This window comes from Moheibacter sediminis, assembly GCF_900176425.1.
Classification (GTDB): Bacteria; Bacteroidota; Bacteroidia; order Flavobacteriales; family Weeksellaceae; genus Moheibacter; species Moheibacter sediminis.
Window position 1 is genome coordinate 207,381 of the sequence record NZ_FWXS01000004.1, and the last position, 22,042, is coordinate 229,422.

19 protein-coding genes are annotated in these 22,042 nt (G+C 36.9%); 7 read left to right on the forward strand and 12 right to left on the reverse strand.

The annotated features are described in order from the left end of the window. Window positions 1-134: 134 nt before the first annotated feature. The 4 genes from B8977_RS07730 to cdd all read right to left on the reverse strand — a co-directional run bounded on the left by B8977_RS07730 (window position 135) and on the right by cdd (window position 5,687). Window positions 135-2,402: a GEVED domain-containing protein gene (locus B8977_RS07730; protein WP_084017120.1), complete on the reverse strand. Its 2,268-nt coding sequence runs from the start codon at window positions 2,400-2,402 to the stop codon at window positions 135-137. Window positions 2,403-2,500: 98 nt separating this feature from the next. Then, on the reverse strand, window positions 2,501-4,138 hold the full coding sequence (locus B8977_RS07735; protein ID WP_084017121.1) for a pyruvate dehydrogenase complex dihydrolipoamide acetyltransferase: 1,638 nt from the start codon (window positions 4,136-4,138) through the stop codon (window positions 2,501-2,503). 14 nt (window positions 4,139-4,152) lie between these two features. After that, window positions 4,153-5,157, reverse strand: coding sequence for a pyruvate dehydrogenase (acetyl-transferring) E1 component subunit alpha (gene pdhA / locus B8977_RS07740; RefSeq protein ID WP_084017122.1), 1,005 nt, complete (start codon window positions 5,155-5,157; stop codon window positions 4,153-4,155). A 56-nt stretch (window positions 5,158-5,213) separates the two neighbouring features. Further along, window positions 5,214-5,687 (reverse strand): cytidine deaminase, encoded by a 474-nt coding sequence (gene cdd, locus B8977_RS07745; RefSeq protein WP_084017123.1) that lies wholly within the window; start codon window positions 5,685-5,687, stop codon window positions 5,214-5,216. A gap of 67 nt (window positions 5,688-5,754) precedes the next feature. On the opposite strand from cdd, the gene B8977_RS07750 reads away from it, so the two are divergent. Then, on the forward strand, window positions 5,755-7,290 hold the full coding sequence (locus tag B8977_RS07750; RefSeq protein WP_084017124.1) for a YifB family Mg chelatase-like AAA ATPase: 1,536 nt from the start codon (window positions 5,755-5,757) through the stop codon (window positions 7,288-7,290). A gap of 279 nt (window positions 7,291-7,569) precedes the next feature. Here the strand turns inward: B8977_RS07750 and B8977_RS07755 are convergent, their stop codons facing one another. The 3 genes from B8977_RS07755 to lepB all read right to left on the reverse strand — a co-directional run bounded on the left by B8977_RS07755 (window position 7,570) and on the right by lepB (window position 11,389). Continuing rightward, window positions 7,570-9,177 carry a S8 family serine peptidase gene (locus B8977_RS07755; protein ID WP_084017125.1) on the reverse strand — a complete coding sequence of 536 codons (1,608 nt, stop codon included), beginning with the start codon at window positions 9,175-9,177 and terminating at the stop codon, window positions 7,570-7,572. Continuing rightward, complete coding sequence (locus B8977_RS07760; protein ID WP_084017126.1) at window positions 9,170-9,784, reverse strand: WbqC family protein; 615 nt, start codon at window positions 9,782-9,784, stop codon at window positions 9,170-9,172. The genes B8977_RS07755 and B8977_RS07760 overlap by 8 nt, the downstream gene beginning before the upstream one ends. A 78-nt stretch (window positions 9,785-9,862) precedes the next feature. Continuing rightward, window positions 9,863-11,389 (reverse strand): signal peptidase I, encoded by a 1,527-nt coding sequence (gene lepB / locus B8977_RS07765; RefSeq protein ID WP_084017207.1) that lies wholly within the window; start codon window positions 11,387-11,389, stop codon window positions 9,863-9,865. 261 nt (window positions 11,390-11,650) lie between these two features. Between lepB and B8977_RS07770 the strand changes: the two genes are divergently transcribed. Beyond that, window positions 11,651-12,388 carry a beta/alpha barrel domain-containing protein gene (locus B8977_RS07770; protein WP_084017127.1) on the forward strand — a complete coding sequence of 246 codons (738 nt, stop codon included), beginning with the start codon at window positions 11,651-11,653 and terminating at the stop codon, window positions 12,386-12,388. Here the strand turns inward: B8977_RS07770 and dapB are convergent. The 4 genes from dapB to B8977_RS07790 form a co-directional block, all read right to left on the reverse strand. Then, window positions 12,385-13,089 carry a 4-hydroxy-tetrahydrodipicolinate reductase gene (dapB, locus tag B8977_RS07775; protein ID WP_084017128.1) on the reverse strand — a complete coding sequence of 235 codons (705 nt, stop codon included), beginning with the start codon at window positions 13,087-13,089 and terminating at the stop codon, window positions 12,385-12,387. The two genes, B8977_RS07770 and dapB, sit on opposite strands and share 4 nt — an antisense overlap. Before the next feature lie 71 nt (window positions 13,090-13,160). Then, window positions 13,161-13,757, reverse strand: a complete 597-nt coding sequence (locus tag B8977_RS07780; RefSeq protein WP_084017129.1) for a DUF5683 domain-containing protein — start codon at window positions 13,755-13,757, stop codon at window positions 13,161-13,163. Then, entirely contained in the window at window positions 13,754-14,629 is an 876-nt protein-coding gene (locus B8977_RS07785) for a ParB/RepB/Spo0J family partition protein (protein WP_084017130.1), read from the reverse strand. The genes B8977_RS07780 and B8977_RS07785 overlap by 4 nt, the downstream gene beginning before the upstream one ends. A gap of 47 nt (window positions 14,630-14,676) precedes the next feature. After that, entirely contained in the window at window positions 14,677-15,450 is a 774-nt protein-coding gene (locus B8977_RS07790; RefSeq protein WP_084017131.1) for a ParA family protein, read from the reverse strand. A 527-nt stretch (window positions 15,451-15,977) separates the two neighbouring features. On the opposite strand from B8977_RS07790, the gene B8977_RS07795 reads away from it, so the two are divergent. Continuing rightward, window positions 15,978-17,255 (forward strand): DUF2130 domain-containing protein, encoded by a 1,278-nt coding sequence (locus B8977_RS07795; RefSeq protein ID WP_084017132.1) that lies wholly within the window; start codon window positions 15,978-15,980, stop codon window positions 17,253-17,255. A 13-nt stretch (window positions 17,256-17,268) separates the two neighbouring features. Here the strand turns inward: B8977_RS07795 and B8977_RS07800 are convergent, their stop codons facing one another. Then, a complete protein-coding gene (locus B8977_RS07800; RefSeq protein WP_084017208.1) occupies window positions 17,269-18,255 on the reverse strand; it encodes a DNA topoisomerase IB in 987 nt (328 codons plus the stop codon). A 104-nt stretch (window positions 18,256-18,359) separates the two neighbouring features. Here B8977_RS07800 and B8977_RS07805 point away from each other — a divergent pair, with 104 nt between their 5' ends. From B8977_RS07805 to B8977_RS07820, 4 genes are all read left to right on the forward strand, one after another. Beyond that, the gene (locus tag B8977_RS07805; protein ID WP_084017133.1) at window positions 18,360-18,779 is read left to right on the forward strand and encodes an IS1/IS1595 family N-terminal zinc-binding domain-containing protein; all 420 of its coding nucleotides are present in this window, start codon (window positions 18,360-18,362) and stop codon (window positions 18,777-18,779) included. Window positions 18,780-18,946: 167 nt separating this feature from the next. Further along, a complete protein-coding gene (locus B8977_RS07810; RefSeq protein ID WP_084017134.1) occupies window positions 18,947-20,167 on the forward strand; it encodes a hypothetical protein in 1,221 nt (406 codons plus the stop codon). A 19-nt stretch (window positions 20,168-20,186) separates the two neighbouring features. Then, the gene (locus B8977_RS07815) at window positions 20,187-21,728 is read left to right on the forward strand and encodes an MFS transporter (RefSeq protein ID WP_084017135.1); all 1,542 of its coding nucleotides are present in this window, start codon (window positions 20,187-20,189) and stop codon (window positions 21,726-21,728) included. A 22-nt stretch (window positions 21,729-21,750) separates the two neighbouring features. After that, complete coding sequence (locus B8977_RS07820) at window positions 21,751-21,972, forward strand: DUF6814 family protein (protein ID WP_084017136.1); 222 nt, start codon at window positions 21,751-21,753, stop codon at window positions 21,970-21,972. The last annotated feature ends 70 nt before the right edge of the window (window positions 21,973-22,042 follow it).

Sequence of the window (22,042 nt, forward strand, 5' to 3'; positions counted from 1 at the left end):
TAATTTAAATTATAGAATCAAAATCCTTGCTTTTTGGCAGGGATTTTTTTTGATAAAAATTAATTCAATAAAAAATGACCCGAATCATCTTCGGGCCATTCTCTATTATAAAAAGTTATTTATTTAAACTTAAATTACTTTTTGATCACTTTGAAAGTTTCCACTTGTCCACCATCAAGTACAGCTCTGAATACATAAACTCCAGGAGAAAGTGCTCTAGTGCTTACTTTTCCGTTTGTTAAGTTTAATTTCTGAGTTGATACTTGCTGACCTGCCAAGTTGTAAACAGATACTGACTGAACTACTTTCTGAGAAGTAATGTTCAATTCATCTTTTACAGGGTTTGGATAGTAAGCAAAGTCAAATGAATCCATTTCAGATATGCCTAACTCACCACAAACTCCTGCAACTGTAAATGCACCATCTTGTCCAAATGAGTTAGCAGCCCATGAAAATCCACCATCTGTTGATACCTGAGCAATCGCATTGGTGGTTGCATCGGCAGCTTCCCAATAGTTTGGAACAGCTTCACTTCCTGCAGTTGTTGTGATACCTAACCAGAAAATAGTTTGAGAAGTACCCGCTGTAGCAGTAATAGCTGTTGGTAAATCTAATACAATTTCATAGATATTAAATCCAAATGCAGTTCCTACTAATGTTTGGGTTGTTGGAGTTAACCCTTCATGTGAACCAATTAAATCACCAGGAGTTCCTGATAAGTTTTCATAAATGTAAATGCTTGAAGTAGTAACGTTACCGAAAATATTTACTTTCACCTGGTCTATTTGCATTTCAGTATTAGCCGCAACTGTAAAGTCATTAGCTACTTGAAGAGTTTGTAAGTTTCCTAAGCCATCTTGGAACGTTCCAACATAAGAAACCTCACAATCTGGTTCTGGTCCTATTCCTCCATCACATGTAACAGCACCAGGTCCCGTAATAGTATTGACAAAAGTTCCTGAATCTGTTGGGTCAAATCCTGTTGTAATCAGAAAATATTCTGTACCCGTAGCAAGATTTACTGTAATATCAGAAGTTCCGATACCTCCATCTCCATCATCATTACCTGCTAAATAGTTAGTTAGTGGATCTGTAGGGTCAAATGCATTTTGATAAATGAAAATAAATCCGTCATACTCTTGAGTACTATTTATGCTATATGAACCGGCAGTGTCAACTGTAAATGGCCCATAAACATGGTAAGTAACACCTACGCCTACTGCAGACATTCCTGAACCATCGGCTAAAGGTCTATCCCAAGTTGGTCCGCCTACGGTAGTTCCTTCTAAATCACAATTTCCTTCAGATGGACCTCCACCTTCCGAAACATTTACTGTGTAGTCTTCATACTCACCAAAAAGAGTTCCGTCATCACCTGGACATGGCTGAGGTACATAGCCAGTACCACTGTTATAAGCTATTCCTACTCTAAGTCTTGTTTCTCCTATCATCGCACCATCTGGAACTGTTACACTAACCGTATATTCACCACTTGTTCCTGTATGCATGATTAATTCATAAACTTCTCCTGCATCATCTAAGACTCCGTTTTGATTCCAATCTATAAAGAAGAATGCATTATCATCTGGGAAAGCAGGATCAGCTTCCAAGTCAACAATCATATCATAGCTTTCACCTATAGTAACATTTGCGACCATAGAAGTGAAATCATTTGTAGCTGCAGTACCACATCCTGTGTTTAGGTTTTCGATTCCTGCGAAAGTTACACTGTTAATTTGTTCAATTGCACAATCTAAATTTACTAGGTCGCAATATTCAACACCACCAGTACCACCACCGGTACTAACTACAATATCATCTATTCCTAATACCCACATATCAAATGTATCTCTATGATAAAAAGATATGTAGATGCTTTGTCCTATAAAATCATCCAGATTGACAGTTTTTGTTTCTCCTCCTTGGAAAGGTAGTGTTTCGGTGTAAACCGGAGTTGCAGCTAAAATTGCTGCTTGAGTATTAACCGTTGTAACTATTACGTCATATGTTTCTGAAAAAAAACCGGGGTCAGTTCCTGACCCTGCATAGAAAGATAGGTTAACATCTGTAGCATCTGCAGGAATGGCTATCAATGGTAGTACCAAAATATTATCTGCCTGCACAGGTACATTGGGTCCTGTATGGTAGGAAACTGATGCAAGAAAGTTTCCTGTATAGATATCTCCCATTGGCTGTGTCCAGTGTGATGGATTTGATAATCCCCAATTGTACGCATCACCATTTACATCATACGAGGTATAACCTGGAGGGATTTGGGTTCCGCCTCCAGTATTTGGAGTAGTAATTGTGTAAGACTCAAAATCGTCCTCAAACAATATTGTCTGACCATTTAGCAAAGCAAAGCTTGTGCAAAATAATAGATAAAGTAAAGTTTTTCTCATGATTTGTTTATTTTATGTTAAACTTTTACTAAGGTATATAAAAATTTAATATAAATGATTTAAATCATGTTAAAAGAAATTTACTGCTTACAATATTTCTATACAAACATCGTTATCGGGTTCTCCAAATAAAGAACCAATGTTTGTAAAAATTGAGCACCCGTTGCACCATCAACCGTTCTGTGGTCACACGCCATAGAAAGTTTCATCGTGTTTCCAACGACAATCTGTCCGTTTTTGACAACCGGTTTTTGGATAATTGCTCCAACTGAAAGAATACATGAATTTGGTTGATTGATAATCGAAGTAAATGATTCAATTCCAAACATTCCCAAATTTGAAACAGAGAAAGTGCTTCCTTCCATTTCGTCCGCTTTCAACTTTCTGTCTCTGGCTCTTTTCGCCATGTCTTTTACTTCTCCGGAAATTTCAGCAAAGGATTTGAAATCTGTGTTTTTGATGACCGGAACCAATAATCCATCTTCAACCGCAACAGCTACACCAATATTGATATCCCCATGAATCAAAGTTTCATCCCCTTTCCAAGATGAATTCACCTGCGGATGTTTTCTCAAAGCCAAAGCACAAGCTTTCACAATGATATCGTTGAATGAAATTTTAGATTCTGGATTTAATTTATTGATTTGCTCGCGAGAACTCATACAGTTATCCATATCTACTTCTACATTCAAATAATAATGTGGTGCAGTGAATTTAGATTCAGCCAAACGTTTTGCAATCACTTTCCTCATCTGAGAATTTGCAACTGATTTGCTTTCTTGTTTTACAAAATTTTGAACTGCAGCAGAAGCTGTCTGCGGTTTGTAATTTTCAATGTCTTTTTTGGTAATTCGACCATGATCACCGGAACCTTTTACCGTTTGTAAATTGATTCCTTTTTCTTTGGCTAAATTTTTCGCAAGCGGAGAGGCAAAAACTCTTTCACTACTTGACATATTTTGAACTGGTTCAGAAGATTTTGCCTGTGGCTGAGCAGTTTCAGCTTTCTTTTCTTCTTTGATTTCAGTTTCTTTTTTCTCTTCTTTCGGAGCTTCTGCTTTTTTCTCTTTTGGTTTTCCTCCCGAAATAATTCCCGAAACATCAGTTCCTTCAGGACCGATGATTGCCAAAACGGTATCAACCGGAGCAGATTTTCCTTCTTCTGCGCCAATGTACAATAAAGTACCGTCATATTCACTTTCAAATTCCTGAACGGCTTTATCAGTTTCAATTTCTGCCAAAATATCTCCTTCAGAAACTTTGTCACCCACAGCTTTGTGCCATTTCGCAACCGTTCCTTCTTCCATTGTATCACTCAAACGCGGCATGGAAATTACATTTACGTTATCTGGAATTTCTGCTGAAGTTTCAGTTTCTTGTTCAGTTTCAGAATCTTCAGAATCTTTTTCTTCAGCTTCCGCTTCAGTTTTTTCGGATGAACTTTCTTCTGGTTTATTATCAGATGAATTTTCCCCTGTCAAATCTGCGATGTCTTCACCTTCTTTACCGATGATAGCCAAAATGCTGTCAACTTTTGCGGTTTTACCTTCTTCAACTCCGGCAAAAAGAAGAAAACCATCATATTCGCTTTCGAATTCCTGAATGGCTTTATCTGTTTCAATTTCAGCTAAAATATCGCCTTCCGTTACTTTATCTCCTACTTTTTTATGCCATTTTACAACGGTTCCTTCTTCCATTGTATCGCTCAAACGGGGCATTGTTATTTTCTCAGCCATAATTAATTTCTTCTTTATTTATTTTCGATAACGTCGATGAACGGATAGTCTTGTTCTGAATAAGTATATTTGTACATGTTTTCGAGTGGAGGATAAGCAGAGTCTTCTGCGTATTTCTCACATTCTTCTACGTCTAATTTAACTTGTTCTATGATAGCGTCTAATTCCTCTTGAGTAGCAAAATTATTTTGAAGAATTTTATGCTGTACATTTAAAATCGGATCTTCGTCTTTGTATTTTTCAACTTCGTCTTTGGTTCTGTAAGGTTCAGCATCAGACATTGAATGTCCTCTGAATCTATAAGTTCTTATGTCTAAGAAAGTCGGGCCGTCTCCACGTCTTGCTCTTTCCAATGCTTCGAATGCTGCTTCAGCTACTTTTACTGGATCCATTCCATCTACTGCAATCGATGGCATTTCATAACCCAAGCCTAGTTTGTAGATGTCGTTGTGGTTCGCAGTTCTCGATACTGAAGTACCCATTGCGTATCCGTTATTCTCACAAACAAAAACTACAGGAAGTTTCCAAGTCATTGCCATGTTGAAAGTTTCATGCAAAGTTCCTTGGCGAGCTGCTCCATCTCCAAACAAACAAATGGTCACATTGTCACGACCGTTGTATTTATCTCCGAAAGCGATTCCTGCACCTACCGGGATTTGTCCACCAACGATTCCATGTCCGCCAAAAAAGTTATGTTCTTTACTGAAAATGTGCATCGATCCACCCAAACCTCTTGAAGTTCCGGTTTCTTTTCCGCATAATTCAGCCATCACTCTTTTTGGGTCAACGCCCATTGCCATCGGCCAAACGTGACATCTGTAAGCAGTAATCACATTGTCTTTTCCTTCGTGCATTGCATGTAGGAAACCCGCTGGTAGTGCTTCCTGACCATTATATAAATGTAAAAATCCTCTGATTTTTTGTTTCAAATAAAGTGAACGGCATTTGTCTTCAAACCGTCTCCAAAAATTCATATCTCTGTACCATTGGAGATAAGTTTCTTTTGTAATTTTTTCCATATTTACTAACCGTGAAGCGCAAATTTAAAGGTTAAAATTAATATGTGCAAACTACTTTAAGAGAGTGAACGATTATCAAAATGTAAAGGAAGAAGTGCGGAAGCAGAAGAAATTGATAAAACCGACCCAGAAGTACTGTGCAATAAAATCTCAATGGATTGATTTTGTAGGGCTTCGTATTCCAAAATGGTTTGTCTGCACATGCCACAAGGCGAAACATCTTTGTTTGTATCTAATACTGAAACGGCCATTTTAATTTTTTTCAAATCGGGAAAATTTGCGTGTACATAAGAAAGCAAAGTTCTTTCTGCGCAAATTCCAACCGGGTAAGAAGCGTTCTCCTGATTGCTTCCCGTTAAAATTTCTCCGTTTTCCAATAAAATAGCTGCGCCAACTCTAAAATTAGAATAAGGTGCGTAGGCTTTTTCGGCAGCTTCTTTTGATATTTGAACTAATTTTCTATCTGAATCTGTTAACTCGTTTAAATCATTAAATTTTTGATATTCAAATTGATAGGTTTTCTTCTCCATAAAATTCTTCTAAAAGGGTAGGCAATTTAGAAATTATTATTAACTTTTGAATCCAAAACCAATTTAAATGTTAGTAAAAGTCTTTGGAAGTGCCATCTATGGCGTTTCAGCCAAAACAATTACCATAGAAGTAAATGTAGATACAGGCGTCGGATATTTCCTAGTAGGGCTGCCTGACAGCGCGATAAAAGAAAGTAATTTCCGTATCGGAACGGCACTTCAAAACCTCGGTTATAAAATTCCCGGCAAAAAAATAACTATCAATATGGCTCCTGCGGATTTACAGAAAGAAGGCTCATCTTATGATTTGACCATTGCGATGGGAATTTTAGCGGCTTCGCAACAAATTAAATCTGAAGGGATTTCTGATTATTTAATCATGGGGGAATTGGCGCTGGATGGAATGCTTCGTCCAATAAAAGGAGTTTTGCCAATTGCTGTACAAGCACGTGATGAGGGGTTCAAAGGTTTTATTCTTCCCAAACAAAATGCTAAAGAAGCTGCAATTGTAAGTGATTTGGATGTAATTGGCGTGGAGAATATTTCTGAGGTGATTGATTTTTTTAATCAAACCAAAATCATAGAATCACTAAAAGTGGACATCGAAAGTGAATTTTATTCGCAATTAAATCTGTTTCCTTTTGATTTTGCAGATGTGAAAGGTCAGGAAAATGTAAAACGTGCGCTGGAAATCGCTGCGGCAGGTGGTCACAACATTATATTGATCGGTCCGCCGGGAAGCGGAAAAACGATGCTAGCGAAACGGATTCCTTCTATTCTTCCTCCGTTAAGTATCGAAGAAGCGCTCGAAACCACCAAGATACATAGTGTTGCAGGAAAGCTGGGTGAAGTTTCTTCGTTGATGACGGTGCGCCCTTATTGCAGTCCGCATCATACAATTTCAGATGTTGCTTTAGTTGGCGGTGGAAGTTACCCCCAGCCTGGAGAAATTTCGCTGGCGCACAATGGTGTTTTGTTTTTGGATGAATTACCGGAATTTAAACGGTCTGTTTTGGAGGTGATGCGACAACCTTTGGAGGATAGGGAGGTGACTATTTCCCGCGCGAAATTTACGGTAACTTATCCGTCGAGTTTCATGCTGGTGGCTTCCATGAATCCAAGCCCCAGTGGTTATTTTCCTGATGATCCGAATAATACTTCGTCCCAAATGGAAATGCAGCGTTATATGAACAAAATTTCGGGACCACTTATTGACAGGATTGATTTGCACATCGAAGTAAGTCCGGTTCCGTTTGATGATTTGTCGGCGGAGCGAAATGGGGAGAAAAGCATTGAAGTGCGGAAAAGGGTAGTGGAGGCAAGGAAAGTCCAGACGGAAAGGTATAAGGAATTAAAAAATATACATTACAATGCGCAGATGGCGGCGAAACAATTGGATGAATTTTGCCGATTAGATAATGAAGGAAAGAAGCTAATCAAGTCGGCAATGGAAAGATTAAATCTTTCGGCGCGTGCTTATGACCGGATTTTGAGAGTGGCGAGAACGATTGCTGATTTGGAAAGAAATGAAGTTTTGCAGTCGTATCATATTGCGGAAGCGATTCAATATAGAAGTTTGGATCGTGAAGGTTGGGGAATTTGAAGTAGAGTGCTGAATGATGGGTACAGGGTGTTAATCTTATTTTAGGTTAGAAATTAGGTCGCTGAGCTGTTGATAAGGGCTTTGGGAGTTGTTTAGAATGATTCATTCTTGCTAAAGTCTCTGCAGAGGTGAGAGATTTTCATGGCTTTTAATTTTATAGTGAATATAATAAATGAATTGAAAAAAAAATCCCGACAAGTTTATACTTATCGGGATTTTAGATTCCTCATTTGCCGGAATGACAAGTGATTATTTTTTCTTGTCAAATGACAAACTGTTTCATTTCTTTTTAGATGACATCTGCTCTGCCAATTGAACTGCTTTGTAAGCATCAACTACACCACCTGTCACTGAAATATCAGCTAATTGAGGGTCTTTGTTTACCGACTGCATAATGATGTCTTTTACCTGAACGGCAGTCAGATTTGGATAATGTGACCAAATCAATGCAGCTACACCTGCTGTAACCGGTGATGCCATACTTGTACCGTCTTCTGCTTTGTATTTGTCATGTGGAACAGTTGACATGATGTTGGCTCCCGGTGCAAATACATCAACCGATTTTTTACCGTAGTTAGAGAAAGAAGCCTTCAATAACAATGGGTCTTCGGTAGAAGCGCCGATGGTCAATAACGATTCGATGACTTTATTTCCTTTGTCGTCGAAATTGGTCGGATAATGCACTTCTTCGTCAATGTTTACGTTGTCGTTTCCGGCTGCTTTAATCAATAAAGCACCTTTTTTCTCTGCATATTTCATCGCTTCCCAAACGATGTCTCTTTCGGGAGAATGAGATTTTCCGAAGGACATATTCAAAATTTTTGCTCCATTATCTACTGCATAACGGATAGAGTTAGCAACGTCTTTGTCGCGCTCATCACCATTTGGAACGGTACGAACTCCAATGATTTTGATATGGTTTCCGGCTATACCATCTATTCCCTGATTGTTTCCACGAACTGCTGCAATCAAACCTGCAACGTGTGTTCCATGTCCTGCATCGGGGCCTTCAACATCAGCATTTCCGTATATTTTTTCTTTTTTGTCGGCGTAATTATCACCTACGATTCCACGCGATTCAAACTCTACATTGTAGTGCGCGTTGATACGTCCTTCAAAATATTCAACATAACTTGTTAATTCACCACCAATGAAATCATAAATCTGCTGCATCGTTTTGCCTGACCAATCAGATTTTTCCATCATACCAAAAGCCATCATGGCGCCCATTGCTTCTTGGGAAGGGTTGTATTTTCCTAAAGTTTCTTCTGTGACAATTGTTTCTTTGAAATCGTTGATAAGTACTTTGAAACCTTTGTCAACACCGTCTTTCATTTTGATTATCTGAGGAAGTGTTCCTTTAGCTTCAGCAAGTTTTGCAGCGATTTCAGCTTCGATGGCTTCATAATCTGCAAATTTCTCCGGATATTTTGATTTATTGGCTTCGTTTTTAGCAGTGTCAGGACTTGCAAACAAAGGGATGTATTCGTATTTGAAAACCCTTACTTTTTCCAAAGTATCCCCATCCACATTTTTACCATCTGCACCTCCGATGAAGTTCCAACCGTGGATGTCGTCGATGTATCCGTTTTTGTCATCGTCTTTCCCGTTTCCGGCTTTTTCTTTAGGGTTTACCCACATATTTGCTTGTAGATCTACGTGGTCAGCCTGGATTCCTCCGTCTAATACTGCAACGATAAATTCTTTAGGTTTACGGTTGTGTTCTTTTAAAAACTGCCAAGCTTTTTCGGTGTTTACACCATATATTCCGGTCGCTTCTTTGTCAGAGTTGTACCAAACTTCTTGTGTTTTTTCGGCTGCGGTTTGCGCCAATCCGCTTACTGAAAGCGTAAAAGCCAATCCGAGCGTAATCCAAAATTTATTCATTGTGCGTAATTTTTATAATTTCTTCTAAATAAGTAGTAGATTTTGGTCCTTCGTTACAAAGTAAATCCAAAATGCTGAGGTCAGGTATGAATTCAAATTTGTCATCAAAAACCTGCAAGTATGGAGGAAATTGAATCTGTAATTCTGCTTTGGGACTGAATTGATTTCTGAAATCAATGGATTCATCGACCAATTCATAAGATGCTGTCGTATTTAGATTTAAGTCTAATTTTAATTTTGAACTGATGAATTCAATCGTTTTTAAATTTAAATCAAATAAATATTTCTCTTTCTTTTCAAAAATAGAAACAATTCCGTCTTCGTAATATTCAAAATAAGGTGAGCTGCGATAGGCTGAAAACAGCGATTTCAAATGCTCTTTCTGCCATGGATGATCATAAGAAATTTCCAAGTCTTTCATCTTGCGGCTGCCGTTATGAACAGTAGGAACTCCCAATCTCAATTTCCCGTTGGCGCCTTGTATGTAAAAGCGGTTGCGGTATGTTTGTTTTGGGAAATTTTCGTGGATTTCGAACTGGTAATTTTCTGCTTTCATCAATTCAGCAAAATAAGAAACCGGTCCAAAATAAAATATCGGGAAAATCATTTTTAAATTTATTGTTGATTAACCTGGTCAGGATTATCTTCGGGTCGAAAAGAATCTTGACTGGGTTTTACTAATCATTTATTTATTTTCTTTCTGTTTTTTCTTTTTGATTCTGAAATAATCCCAAACGAAAAATATAACTAAAGCAGCTAAGACATAAAATCCGTAAGATTTCTTGTTGGGATTGTCATTGTTGATTGACGTCATGAAACGTTCCCAGATGAATTTTTTAGGGGCCGGTTCAAACATTCCGTTCATGTTTGCCCAAACCAAAATCGGACGGCCGATGATGTGGTTTTCTGGAACAGGACCAAAGAAACGTGAATCTAAAGACTGGTTTCTGTTATCACCGCTCATGAAGAAATAATCTTGCTGAATGGTATATTCGTTGGTTTCTTTTCCATTGATGAAAATTTTATCGCCATCGACTTTCAGTGTATTTCCTTCATAATTTGAGATCATTTTTTTGTACAATTCAATATTGGAAGAATTTAACTTAATAACATCTCCTTCTTTAGGTACATAATAAGAACCATAATTGTCTTGGTTCCAATTTTTATTCATTGGAAAAGAATTATCGATGTTTGGTCCAAATTCTTTTTGATCTTCTGGAGTAATGATTCTTTTTATTTCAGTAACGTTTTGACTTGCTTTGAACTGCTGGAACATTTCTTCTGTTAAAGCAAAAAAGACATAAACAAAATTTTCACCCATTTTACCTTTTAGGACATAATCTCCTTGAATCAAACCATAATCTCTATAAAGTAATTCCGGACTAAACATTGTTTTTGACACAACTTCATAACGATGTTGAACGAGTGCATCTTTTTTCGGCACGAACAATTTTCCATTTACATATAATTCTCCTTGTTTGTATTGAATGGAATCGCCCGGCATTCCCACCAAACGTTTTACATAAGCATCTTTTCTGTCAATTGCATCGAAAATAGAATCGGCAGGATAACTGAAAACAACAATGTCATTTGATTTTAATTTGCTCCAGCCAGGCAAGCGCATATAAGGTAATCTCGCTTTGTCCACATAAGCATTTCGGTTGATGAATTCAGAAAAAGGAATTCCAATCGGCGTAAATGGAACGCGGACACCATAACTTACTTTGTCAACGAACAATGCATCTCCGATTTTGATCGTGTTTTCCATTGAGCCCGTTGGTACAACCATCGGCTGGATGAACCAAGTGTGTACCAAAGTCGCTAAAATCACTGCGAAAATCAAAGCAGCGATGAAAGTTCCTTGTCGCTCTTCAGGTCCTTCGTAATGCGGTTTTTCAACGTAATTCAAATAAAATGAATACAAACCGACCGTTACAATCATCAAAATCGAATCTGTCCAGGTTCGTTTTCCGAAACTTCTTCCGAAATCTACCCAATAAACCCACCACATAATCGGTGCAACTATGGGTGTGTAGAAAAGGATGATCCACCATTTCGGGCGTTTGATAAGGTCTAACCCAATCCAAATATTGTAAAAAGGTATAAATGCTTCCCAAGCCTTTCTGCCGGCATTTTTGTAAAGCTGCCAAGTGGAAGCACCATATATAATCTGATACAGAAGAAATCCGATTAACCAATAAAGTAATATCATTTTCATTTCAATTAAAGTGTGCTAATTTAATATTTTAAGACAAGACGGCGTGAGAAAAGTTAAATTGAAAATGTTATTTTTTGTTAAAAGAATTTTAATGAAGGGTTTGAAATAATTTTTTGGTCGAATTTAATCAGATTTTACTACAAGTTTTATCTGCTTTGTTTCAGAAATTAACCCGATTACAATTATTTAAGAAATAATTAAAATGGTATTAAAATTGAAAGTTGTAATTTAGGTTGCTGGGATAAATTTAAGTCAATGGAAACAAATCTAAATTTCGAATCTATCTGGGGTAATAATAAAAAAATCACATTTTGGGATCGATTTTTTAAAACACATCATTTACAAAAAAAAGCACTCAGCACACCTTCCATGATTCAGCAAAATTGTGAAGGTCTTTCGCTTGGAAATCAGCATGTAAAATCTCTTATATTTTCTACCGACATGGCATTGATTGAAAATAACGATGCCGATGCGGTGCTGGCTGTTTATCCATTTGCACCTTCTACAAAATTGATGAAAACTTTGATTGGGTTTTCAGATAAACCTGTGGTTTGCGGCGTCGGCGGCGGAACTACAAAGGGTAAAAAATCTATCGAAATGGCGATGTTTGCACAAGATTCGGGCGCATCTGGGGTGATTGTGAATATTCCTTTTGAAAACAGAGATTTGGAACGTATGAGAAAAAGCATTTCCATTCCGATTGTGGCGAGCATTGCTTCTTCAGAAAAATCGGTTATCCAAAACAGAATCAATTCAGGAGTCGATGTGTTTCATGTGACCGGTGGGAAAAACACAAGTGAAATTGTGAAAGGAATTTCTTCTTTGTTTCCTTATGTTTCAATTATGGCAACGGGTGGAAATAATTTTGGGAGCATCGAAGCATCGATCAATTCAGGCGCAAATGCCATCGTGCTTTCGCCGCCTTCTAATAAAGATTTGTTCAAGTCTGTGATGGAAAAATACCGTAAAGGAGTGAAATTATTCAGGTTTTAATCCAATCCCAAAACATCTTTCATCGAGAAAAATCCGCTTTTGCCGTGGATCCATTCCGCTGCCAAAACGGCTCCGAATGCAAATCCTTTTCTCGTATGCGCTGTGTGCGTAATTTCAATTGTATCTACTTCTGAAATATATGAAACAGTATGCATTCCGGGAACATTTTCGATTCGTAAAGCTTTGATGGGAATGATTTCATCTGAGATTGATTCATCCAGTTTCCAATCGGTTTTATCTGAATTTTCAATGATTCCTCTGGCAAGAGAAATCGCTGTACCGCTGGGTGCATCTAGTTTTTGGGTATGGTGGATTTCCTCTAACTCAATTTTGTATTCAGGATATTTCGCCATCAATTTCGCCAAGCGTTCATTGAGTTCAAAAAATAAATTTACGCCCAAACTGAAATTAGATCCATACAAAAATGCACAATCTTTTTTTTGATTTAATTCTATGATCTCATGTAAATGTTCCAACCATCCTGTTGTTCCTGAAATCGTTGGAATTTTATTTTCTATTAAAGTTCTAATATTTTCAAAAGCCACTTCAGGATTTGAAAATTCAATCGCAACATCGACATTTTTCAAATCATCAACTTCCGGTTTTCGGTTCAATTTAACTGAAACAGTATGACCGCGTTCAATTAAAATTTCTTCGATGGTTTTACCCATTTTTCCGTATCCGATGATGGCTATGTTCATTTTTATTTTAGAATTTAGAATTTAGAATTTAGAATTTAGAATTTAGAATTATCTTAAGCATCCCGCCTCCATCAAAACTTATAGCTTACACCCAATCCCAAAGCGAGTTCGGTTGTGTTTAAATTTTGAATGATAATAGGCTGAAAAGACAAATCCGGGTCTTTATTGATTCCATACAAATGCGCATCCACAGTAGCATCTAGGATGTTGAGCATATATCCCAAAGCCGTCAATGCAATAGCATAATCACGCGTCCGCTTGCGATCATCTTGTATCGTTGCGAGTTGTTCTTTGGTCAAATTTGCAATTCCAAGTTCCGAAATTGGCGTGCCATATAATTTGTCTAAATAATAGCCACGGGCTTCTTTATATAGGTTGTTATAATAAATGACAAAACCGGCTCCAACTCCTAAAACACCCCAAACCAATGGTGCTTTCCACCATTTTTTGTTGTAAATCTGACCCATTCCGGGAAGTACGGCGGAATAAAGTGCAGCGCGCATAGGATTTCTGAATGTCAAATGGTCAATTGAAGCAGAATCCTGAATGACAGAATTGGTTACTTGAACAATTTCTTCTGTTGCAACTATTATTGAATCCGTTTTTTCTTCTTGTGCAAACGCAAAAAAAGGAATGATAATTAGTATGTATAAAATTAAATTTTTCATTCAAAAAGATTTCTCAATCGTTCAAATTCAGCATCTGATTTGAAATCGATGATAATTTTTCCTTTTCCGTTTTGACTTCTTTTAATTTCTACGTTGGATCCAAATTTTTCGGAAAAATCTTTCTGAACTTTTTTGAATTCATTGGGCAAAGAAGATTTTACAGGTTTTGCTTTGACAGGATTTTTAAATGTTTTGATTAATTTTTCCGTGTCACGAACCGATAAATTTTCTGAAATCACTTTTTCATAAATCTCCAATTGCAAATCCACATCGTCAATCGCAATGATGGCGCGGCCGTGTCCCATGCTGATCATTCCGTCACGAATGCCGGTTTGGATAATCGGATCTAATTTTAAAAGTCTTAAATAATTGGAAATGGAAGTTCGGTCTTTGCCTACACGATGGCTCAATTGTTCGTGCGTCAAATTGATTTCATCCAATAATCTTTGATAAGAAAGTGCAATTTCTATCGCATCTAAATCCTGACGTTGGATGTTTTCAACCAATGCCATTTCGAGCATTTCCTGGTCATTTGCCAATCGGACATAAGCCGGAATCGATTCTAATCCGACGATTTGAGAAGCGCGAAATCTCCTTTCTCCCGAAATCAATTCGTACCCTTCTTCAATTTTCCGAACTGTAATCGGCTGAATTACCCCTAAAACCCCAATGGATTTTACCAAATCTTCCAAAGCATTTTTGTCGAAATTGGTTCTGGGTTGATAGGGATTGGTTTTTATTTTTTTTAATTCAACTTCCAAAATACTGCCCACAAGTTTTTCAGCACCCTTGTCGGATGCTGAAACCACACTTGGTTCGTCTTTTAACAATGCGGAAAGTCCTCTTCCCAAACGATTATTTGTTTTCGCCATATTCTTCTTTTATTATTTTAAATTGAAAATTTTCAATTTAAAATATCTTAAACCGAGTCGTTGTTTTTTACTAAAAATTCACGCGCCAAATTTAAGTAATTTTCCGCACCCTTGCTGTCTGCATCGTAAGCAATGATGGCTTCGCCAAAACTCGGTGCTTCAGAAAGTCTTACATTTCGCTGGATAATCGTATCGAAAACCATTTGCGGGAAATGACTACTGACTTCATCGACTACTTGGTTAGATAAACGCAAACGCGAATCATGCATCGTCAATAATAAACCCTCGATATCGAGATCTTTGTTATGATGCTGCTGAATTCCTTTAATTGTATTCAATAATTTTCCCAAACCTTCGAGCGCAAAATATTCACACTGAATTGGAATCAATACAGAATCTGCTGCCGTCAAGGCATTTAAGGTAATTAAACCCAAAGATGGCGCGCAATCGATAATGATATAATCATAATCATTTTTGATATCGGCTAAAGCTTGTTTGAGCAAATATTCACGATTTTCGTGGTCAACGATTTCAATTTCAGCTGCTACCAAATCTACATGCGCAGGAATGATGTCCAAATTGGGGGAAGCTGTTTTTAAAATTGCTTCTCTTGCAGTGACTTCGTGTTCCAAAACTTCATAAGTTCCTTTTTCAACTTCGTCAACATTGAAGCCTAAACCAGAAGTTGCATTGGCCTGAGGATCTGCATCGATAAGCAATGTTTTCTTTTCCAACACACCCAAAGACGCAGCTAAGTTCACAGAAGTAGTGGTTTTCCCCACACCTCCTTTCTGATTTGCAATCGCAATAATTTTGCCCATAATTTTTCTCAAAAACGAGTGTAAAAATACAATATTAAAGCCGGATGAAAGAATGCTTCATGTGAATTTTTTGAACAAGTTTGGATTTGTTGAAATAAAAAAGCTCTGACCATAGCCGAGGCACTAAATGTTTTCACCACGATACGGCGCAAACGAGAAAGGTCAATTTAGTTGTAATTAAACTAAGTAAATCTAAAAATTTTTGAAATCGAAGATTCAGCGAATTCAACTTTAAAATAATAAAGAAATGAGCTAAAGCAATTCTTGATACGTTTTTGTAAATTGACTCATGAGTTTATGCATTTTATGTTATTAGTTAAATACCAATTCAAATTTTGAAAAAGATTTATTTAGCTCGAAATCAATCATCAACCTCAGTAATTTTATTTTTCAAAAGAAATCTCAATCACTACTCCTTTTCATACTCTTAAAATAAACTTATACATTAAATTTGTAAGAATTAAAAATTGTCATTAATTGCAACCCTTAAAAATAGCAAAAGAATAGCTTGAAATAAATTTACTGAGATGAACGAAATTATATGTCCTAATTGTCAAAAAGCCTTTAAAGTTGATGAAGCCGGTTTTGCAGATATTCTTAAACAAGTTAGAGATCATAAGTTTGAAGAGGAGTTACAAACCCGCCTTAACCTTGCAGATAGAGAAAAGGAAAATGCGGTTAAATTGGCAGAAGCAAACATCAAAAATACCTTGCAAAATGAATTGGCGAATAAAGACAAAGAATTAATTCAGTTAAAAGCAATCAGTGAACAGAGATTGGCTCAACAATTGGCTGAAAAGGAAAATAAATTATCGGAATTAAAAGCGAAACTTGAAAAGGCTGAAATTGAAAAGAAACTTTTCGTAACCGAAGCGGTTCAGAAAATAGAAAAAGAGAGGGATGATTTGGCAAATAATATAAAATTTAAGGATACAGAAAAACAGTTGCTTGAGAAAACCCTGACAGAAAAACATGCTGTAGAACTAAGGACAAAAGACGATATTATCAAAATGAAAGATGAGGAAATCGCATTTCGTAAGGATATGAAACTCAAACTTTCGACAAAAATGATTGGTGAAACGCTTGAACAGCACTGTGAAATAGAGTTCAATAAGCTTCGTGCAACCGCATTTCCAAAGGCATATTTCGAAAAAGACAATGATTCAAGGTCGGGAAGTAAGGGCGATTTCATTTATAGAGAAATGGATGAATTTGGAAACGAAATCATTTCCATCATGTTTGAAATGAAAAATGAAGGAGATGAAACGGCAGCTAAAAAAAGAAATGATGATTTTTTGAAAGAATTGGACAAAGACAGAACAGAAAAAAAATGTGAATACGCAGTGCTTGTTACTCTTTTAGAAGCTGAAAACGAATTGTACAATGCCGGAATTGTCGATGCTTCTCATAAGTTTGAGAAAATGTATGTCGTTCGTCCTCAGTTTTTTATTCCCATCATTACATTGCTCAGAAATGCAGCCATGAATTCGATGCAGGCAAAAGCCGAACTCGCAATGGTTAAAAATCAAAATATCGACATCACCAATTTTGAAGAAAATATAAATGCTTTTAAAATGGGTTTTGCCAAAAATTACGAATTGGCGAGCCGACAATTTAAAACGGCGATTGATGAGATTGATAAGACGATGACGCATCTTCAAAAAACAAAAGATGCTCTTTTGTCTTCGGTAAACAATCTGCGCTTAGCAAATAATAAAGCAGAAGATTTAACCATTAAAAAATTAACGAAAGGAAATCCAACAATGACAGCGAAATTTGATGAACTAAAGAATGAATCGGAATGATTTTAAATTGACTTTAAGGCTTCAGCCTTTCTTTCAAAAGACACAAAACGCCGATTTCACTTTCTGAAAGATTCTCATTCTTTTTGAGTAGTTTATTGACTTCTTTTCCGAAATATTTCAGGGTTTTCCCATCCAGATATTTGTCGATGACGCGCGGGTCTATGTAGGAGCTTCTCGCCACAGCTGGCGTATTCCCTAATTTTTCGCTAACCTGGATTACGGCTGTACGGATGTTTTTATCCATCGTTTTCTGGTCTTTTTCTTCATCCGCATCCAACTCATCCAAAGCAATCGCAGCAATCATCGTTCCTGACCAGGTTCTGAAATCTTTTGCAGAAAATTCATCACCCATAATTTCACGTATGTATTGATTCAAATGTTCACTTTTTACGTCTTGAATCTGACCATTTTCATCCATAAATTTAAAAATTTCATAACCGGGCAAATCATCAATTTCTTTTACAATTTTAGCCAATTTAGCATCTTCAATATGTTTTTCCTGATCTTTTCCTGATTTCCCTCTGTAAGTGAAAATTAATTCATTTCCATTGATTTCAAGATGTTTGCTTCGCATGGTTGTAAGTCCGTAACTGGCATTTTGTTTTGCATAAAAATCACTTCCAGGTCTAAAAAAAGCTGATTCTAATAAACGAACCATAGTAGCCAAAACTTTTTCGCGAGTAGGTTTACGTTTTCTAAGATGCTGACCCGTAACGCGGCGCATCCTTTCGAGTTGTTCCGCAAATTCAATGATGCGGTCAAATTTTTTCTGGTCTTGTTTTTGGCGAAATTTTGGATTGTAAATGTATTGTTTGCGACCTTTTTCATCGCGTCCGATGACCAGAATCTTGCTGCCTTTCTTTTCAGAAATTTCAACCTCTGTCCATGCGGGAGGGATTACAAGTGATTTGAAATAATCTTTTAATTCTTTATCAGTAATGGTTTTTCCATCTTCAAACTGATAACGAAATCCTTTTCCTTGCTTTTTTCGGTAATACATATTTACAGAATTTAAATTTTGATATTCAATTTTGAATCCAAATTTTAAAATTTCACCAAAAAATATATTTGCAAAATTATTATATTTATGCAAAATTGATATACATGAAAATTTCTAACTGTCCCAGATGTAATAATCATCAAATAGTTAAAAGCGGAATTGTTAATGAAAGACAGCGTTACCGTTGCAAGAAATGTAATTACTATTTTACTGTAAATAAGGTTGGTAAAAAGATTGATGATTATTATGTCATTAAAGCTTTGCAACTGTACATGGAAGGATTGAGCTATAGGGAAATTGAACGGATATTAGGAATTTCGCATGTATCGATAAGCAATTGGGTAAAGGAGTTCAGAGTGAAAAAGCCTTCACACAACGATTACCATCCAACTTATAAGATTTACAATCATACAGAGTTAATTGAATTCCTGAAATCTAAAGAAAATCTTTCCGGTGCAGGAATGGTTATCACCGAATTGGGTGATAAGTTTATGCTAATTAAATGGGAAAGATTCAAAAATTAGTATAGTTAATTTACAAAAAAATATATCAAAGTTTTTTTGTTCTTCATAAAAAATCAATTTAGTGTCCATGAAACACCAAAAAGAAATTATTTATAACTAATTGTTTAATAGTGTAAAGGTTTCTTTTTTTTGAATCATAAGTGTAATTAATACTAATTATTGACATTATGAGGAACAAACTTTTTTACGGACTTCTCTTTGTTTTCGGACTCTCTTACGGACAATTTGCAGACGAATACAAAGGAGGAATGAACATCAAATTCAACGATGATGGTTCAAAGTATCTCCGCTTCATTACCTGGGGACAATTTTGGTTTCAGGAAAATGAAGGGAATCATCCCAATGACGGGATTTCGGTCAGGCGCGCCCGCATTTTAATGTATTCTCAAATCAACAAAAGATTTTTGATTGTCACGCATTTCGGATTGAATTCACTCAATGACAACAACCTTTCTCCAACCGGAAAAAATGGTGACACACAGTTATTTTTACACGATGCCTGGGGAGAATTCAACGTTATTCCTGAATTGCAAATCGGAGCTGGACTTCACTATTGGAACGGAATTTCTCGCTACAACAGTGCAAGTACTTTGAATTTTTTGACTTTGGACAACAACCGTTCGTCTTGGAGCACGCTTGGATTGACGGATCAGTTTGCGCGTCATATTGGCGTGTATGCAAAAGGTAAAATCGGCAAATTTGAATACCGTACTTCGATCAATGATGTTTTGACAAATTCGCTCGATGGCGATGCCAATACGGTTTTGCAGGAAGGTCAGGAATTGTACTTAGGAAAAGCACTTTTGAATGAAGGAAAATACGCGTACGCAGGATATTTCGAATACCAGTTTTTGGACAGCGAAGCCAATTTACTTCCGTTTAAAGTAGGGACTTATATGGGAACCAAAAAAGTTTTCAATGTAGGCGCGGGGTTTTTCTTCCATCCTGAAGGAATTGCAAAAATGAATGGAGGCATACTTGAGTCTGGAGATGTTTCACATATTTCTGCTGATGTTTTTTATGATTCTCCGATTGGTGCAAATGGCGGTTCTGTGACGGCTTATGCGATGTATCAAAATTCTAAAATGGGCGATGATTATTTAAACGGAAGAATTTACGGAAACGGTTCGCAAATCTATGCGCAAGCCGGATATTTAGTTCCGAAAGGAGGCGAAGAAAATAAATTTAAAAACAGATTTCAACCTTATGCGGCTTATTCACACCGCGATTTCAAAGGTTTAATTGAACCTGCAAAAGAATTAAGATTGGGGACAAACTGGTACATCGATGGACAAAATGCAAAATTGACAATAGAATACCAAAAAGCATTGGATTTACCAAAAGGACAAGATGATCAATTGACCATTCAGGCAATGATTTATTTATAAAAATTAAACACAAAAACACATGAGCGATAAGAAAAAACAAAGCAGCATTTGGAGCGTCATCACCGCTTCATCAATGGGAACGCTGATAGAATGGTACGATTTCTACATTTTCGGAAGTTTGGCAGTTGTACTGTCAACCAAATTTTTTCCGTCAGACAATCCCACAGCAGCCTTCCTTTCCACATTGGCGACTTTTGCAGCAGGATTCGTAGTTCGACCTTTTGGGGCATTATTTTTTGGGCGTTTGGGTGACATCATCGGACGCAAATATACCTTCATGGTCACGCTTCTTTTGATGGGTGGGGCTACATTTGTGATTGGTTGTGTACCGAGTTTTGAAACGATTGGCTACGCAGCACCGGTGATTGTTTTAATCATGCGTTTACTTCAAGGGTTGGCTTTGGGAGGCGAATATGGAGGAGCGGCAACTTACGTGGCAGAACATTCACCGCCGGGGCAAAGAGGTTTCTGGACGTCATGGATTCAGACCACGGCAACCGTTGGTTTGTTCGTTTCACTGTTGGTGATTTTATTAACAAGAACGATGTTGAGTCCGGAAGAATTTGATTTATGGGGATGGAGAATTCCGTTCTGGGTTTCGATTTTGATGGTGTTCGTTTCTTATTTGATTCGTAAAAACATGAGCGAATCTCCTGCATTTGCCAAAGCAAAATCGGAAGGGAAAACTTCAAAAAATCCGTTGAAAGAGAGTTTCGGAAACAAATTCAATTTAAAATTTGTCCTTTTGGCATTGTTTGGAGCAACGATGGGGCAAGGTGTGATTTGGTACACGGGACAATTTTACGCGATGAGTTACCTCGAAAGAGTAATGTCAATCAATCCCGAACAAGTAATTACCATTTTGGTTACAGCTTTGCTTTTCGGGACACCTTTCTTTATTTTATTCGGGTGGTTAAGTGATAAAATCGGAAGAAAAGCAGTGATGCTTACCGGAATGCTGATTGCGATTTTAGCTTATCGTCCGATTTATGAAAAGATGTACCAAACCACAAATGTTGTACACAAAGTTGAATTGACTGAAAAAACTACTTTTTCTGCAGAATTAAAAGAAGGAAAAAATAATACGCAGGATTCCATTTACACAAAGCATAGAGAATATGCAGACGGAACTGTTTTTAAAGAAGTAAAAACCGTACATTTAGAAAATGGAGCTGCGAAAATGGTGGACGGAAAAAGAAGTGAAATCACTGCCAAAACCATAGACATCAATAGTTCAGACAGATGGACACTGACGCTTTTGGTATTTATTCAGGTGCTCTTTGTGACGATGGTTTACGGTCCGATTGCGGCATTCTTGGTGGAATTATTTCCGGTCAAAATCCGCTATACGTCCATGTCTTTGCCGTACCACGTAGGAAATGGAATTTTCGGAGGATTGCTTCCTGCAATTTCAACCTATTTTGTGACCAACGCACAAAGTGAAGGAAAAGAAGATTTTTATCTGGAAGGTCTTTGGTATCCGATTATCATTGGCGCGATATGTTTCGTGATCGGGATGATTTACATTACCAAAAAGATGACAACTCGCCACGCAGATTAATTAAAAATTTAAAATAAAAAATATGAACGCAGTTAAAAAAATATTAGGTTTTGCTTGGATTTTATTGGCGCTCGCAATGGGATATTTTCTCATCTCTTTCGGCGGTCCAAAATTCACTTCAGGTACACAAGATGGTTTGGTTTTCGGAATAATTATTCTTTTTGTTTTGCTTCCTTTGATTGTTTTGGGATTGGGCGTATTTGGTTATTATGCCTTAATGGGAGAATACAATGAAGAAGATTAATTTTGATTTATCATAGAAATCAGTAACTTCCAAATTGAAACTTTTCAGCATTTAATTATCTTCGAAAGGT

What these genes read in the sequence shown, in the direction of transcription:
- B8977_RS07730 (WP_084017120.1), bottom strand. Translation starts at nt 2,402, where the DNA reads ATGAGAAAAACTTTACTTTATCTATTATTTTGCACAAGCTTTGCTTTG.
- B8977_RS07735 (WP_084017121.1), bottom strand. Translation starts at nt 4,138, where the DNA reads ATGGCTGAGAAAATAACAATGCCCCGTTTGAGCGATACAATGGAAGAA.
- pdhA (WP_084017122.1), bottom strand. Translation starts at nt 5,157, where the DNA reads ATGGAAAAAATTACAAAAGAAACTTATCTCCAATGGTACAGAGATATG.
- cdd (WP_084017123.1), bottom strand. Translation starts at nt 5,687, where the DNA reads ATGGAGAAGAAAACCTATCAATTTGAATATCAAAAATTTAATGATTTA.
- B8977_RS07750 (WP_084017124.1), top strand. Translation starts at nt 5,755, where the DNA reads ATGTTAGTAAAAGTCTTTGGAAGTGCCATCTATGGCGTTTCAGCCAAA.
- B8977_RS07755 (WP_084017125.1), bottom strand. Translation starts at nt 9,177, where the DNA reads ATGAATAAATTTTGGATTACGCTCGGATTGGCTTTTACGCTTTCAGTA.
- B8977_RS07760 (WP_084017126.1), bottom strand. Translation starts at nt 9,784, where the DNA reads ATGATTTTCCCGATATTTTATTTTGGACCGGTTTCTTATTTTGCTGAA.
- lepB (WP_084017207.1), bottom strand. Translation starts at nt 11,389, where the DNA reads ATGATATTACTTTATTGGTTAATCGGATTTCTTCTGTATCAGATTATA.
- B8977_RS07770 (WP_084017127.1), top strand. Translation starts at nt 11,651, where the DNA reads ATGGAAACAAATCTAAATTTCGAATCTATCTGGGGTAATAATAAAAAA.
- dapB (WP_084017128.1), bottom strand. Translation starts at nt 13,089, where the DNA reads ATGAACATAGCCATCATCGGATACGGAAAAATGGGTAAAACCATCGAA.
- B8977_RS07780 (WP_084017129.1), bottom strand. Translation starts at nt 13,757, where the DNA reads ATGAAAAATTTAATTTTATACATACTAATTATCATTCCTTTTTTTGCG.
- B8977_RS07785 (WP_084017130.1), bottom strand. Translation starts at nt 14,629, where the DNA reads ATGGCGAAAACAAATAATCGTTTGGGAAGAGGACTTTCCGCATTGTTA.
- B8977_RS07790 (WP_084017131.1), bottom strand. Translation starts at nt 15,450, where the DNA reads ATGGGCAAAATTATTGCGATTGCAAATCAGAAAGGAGGTGTGGGGAAA.
- B8977_RS07795 (WP_084017132.1), top strand. Translation starts at nt 15,978, where the DNA reads ATGAACGAAATTATATGTCCTAATTGTCAAAAAGCCTTTAAAGTTGAT.
- B8977_RS07800 (WP_084017208.1), bottom strand. Translation starts at nt 18,255, where the DNA reads ATGTATTACCGAAAAAAGCAAGGAAAAGGATTTCGTTATCAGTTTGAA.
- B8977_RS07805 (WP_084017133.1), top strand. Translation starts at nt 18,360, where the DNA reads ATGAAAATTTCTAACTGTCCCAGATGTAATAATCATCAAATAGTTAAA.
- B8977_RS07810 (WP_084017134.1), top strand. Translation starts at nt 18,947, where the DNA reads ATGAGGAACAAACTTTTTTACGGACTTCTCTTTGTTTTCGGACTCTCT.
- B8977_RS07815 (WP_084017135.1), top strand. Translation starts at nt 20,187, where the DNA reads ATGAGCGATAAGAAAAAACAAAGCAGCATTTGGAGCGTCATCACCGCT.
- B8977_RS07820 (WP_084017136.1), top strand. Translation starts at nt 21,751, where the DNA reads ATGAACGCAGTTAAAAAAATATTAGGTTTTGCTTGGATTTTATTGGCG.